The organism is Bradyrhizobium diazoefficiens, from assembly GCF_016612535.1.
GTDB classification, from domain to species: domain Bacteria; phylum Pseudomonadota; class Alphaproteobacteria; order Rhizobiales; family Xanthobacteraceae; genus Bradyrhizobium; species Bradyrhizobium diazoefficiens_C.
Map to the genome: position 1 here is coordinate 1 of NZ_JAENXS010000011.1, position 1,271 is coordinate 1,271.

A 1,271-nucleotide genomic window follows, 5' to 3' on the forward strand; every position below is an offset into this window, starting at 1 on the left:
CCAGCCCGGGTGGCCACCCGGGCTGGGCCGCCGATCGATCGGATCGATGCCCACCGAAGCCCCTGAGAGCTGCGTTTCGTAGCAAGATCGCGGTCGGCACTTCATCGGGACCCGCATGGTTGAACGAACTTCAGGTTCGCATCACAAGGGAGGGTCGAGGAAGATGGCCAAACGTAACACGATCTGTGCCGGAATCGATACTAGCAAAGACAAGCTCGACGTGGCGCTCGATGGCAGTTCGGAGGAGCTGCAGGTCAAGAACACGGCGGAAGGTCACCAGGAGTTGGTGGAGTGGCTGAAGCGCCACAAGGTCAAGAGGGTTGGGATCGAGGCGAGCGGTGGTTATGAGCAGGCGGCGGTTGCCGAACTGCGACGCAAGCGGTTTGTCGTCATCGTATTTCAGCCGATCCAGGTCCGTGCCTATGCCACGTTCCATTTGCAACGGGCCAAGAACGACAAGATCGATGCTGCGTTGATTGCGGCCTGCACCGCCGCGGTCAAGAACATCCATCCCGCTCCAGACCCCCGGCTGCAGCCCTTTGCCGTGCATCTGACGATGATCGACCAGATCAAGGAGGACATCGCAAAGCTCAAAAATCGGCTGGAGAGCTGCCGTGACGAGCGTATCCAGAAGTTCTGGAAGGAGCAGATTGCTCTGTTGGCCAAGCACAGACGAGCCGAGTTCAAGGCCTTGGTGGCAGCGATCCGCAAGCATCGCGATCTCGCCGCACGTCTCGATCTGATCTACAGCGTTGGCGGCAGCGGCTTGCCGACCGCGGTTGCCATCTTGATCAGGATGCCCGAGATCGGTCGGATCACCCGCGAGCAAGCCGCAGCCCTCACCGGACTTGCGCCTTACGATGACGACAGCGGCAAGCATATCGGCGCCCGTCGAATTGACGGCGGACGCCAGCGCTTGCGTCAGGCACTCTACACCGCAGCTCTTCCGGCCTCCTTCCGCTGGAACCCGCAGCTCATGGCCCTGTACAGCCGGCTGATCGCCGCCGGCAAGGGCCACAAGCGCGCGCTCGTCGCCTGTGCCAGAAAGCTGATCGTCATCATCAACGCCGTCGTCGCCCGCGGAACACCGTGGGTCGCTGAACCGCCCAAAACCGTGAGTGTGTCCGTCACCTGATCGCGTTTCTTGGTTCGACCAGGCGACCGTTTCTTCGTCCCGACCTGCCGTCAAGACGACGCCGCGCACCGCGGCCGTCAAGGATGGCCGTCGCGCGCGTCTCACCTCACATCAACTGCCGCCAGGCCACGCCTTG

At 62.3% G+C, this 1,271-nt stretch carries 1 protein-coding gene; it reads left to right on the forward strand.

What is annotated here, in order from left to right; all coding sequences use genetic code 11:
- Positions 1-163 precede the first annotated feature (163 nt).
- Complete coding sequence (locus tag JJE66_RS37740; protein ID WP_200513218.1) at positions 164-1,135, forward strand: IS110 family transposase; 972 nt, start codon at positions 164-166, stop codon at positions 1,133-1,135.
- Positions 1,136-1,271 lie beyond the last annotated feature (136 nt).

Coding starts and splice junctions, on each gene's coding strand:
- JJE66_RS37740 (WP_200513218.1), top strand. CDS start 164: ATGGCCAAACGTAACACGATCTGTGCCGGAATCGATACTAGCAAAGAC.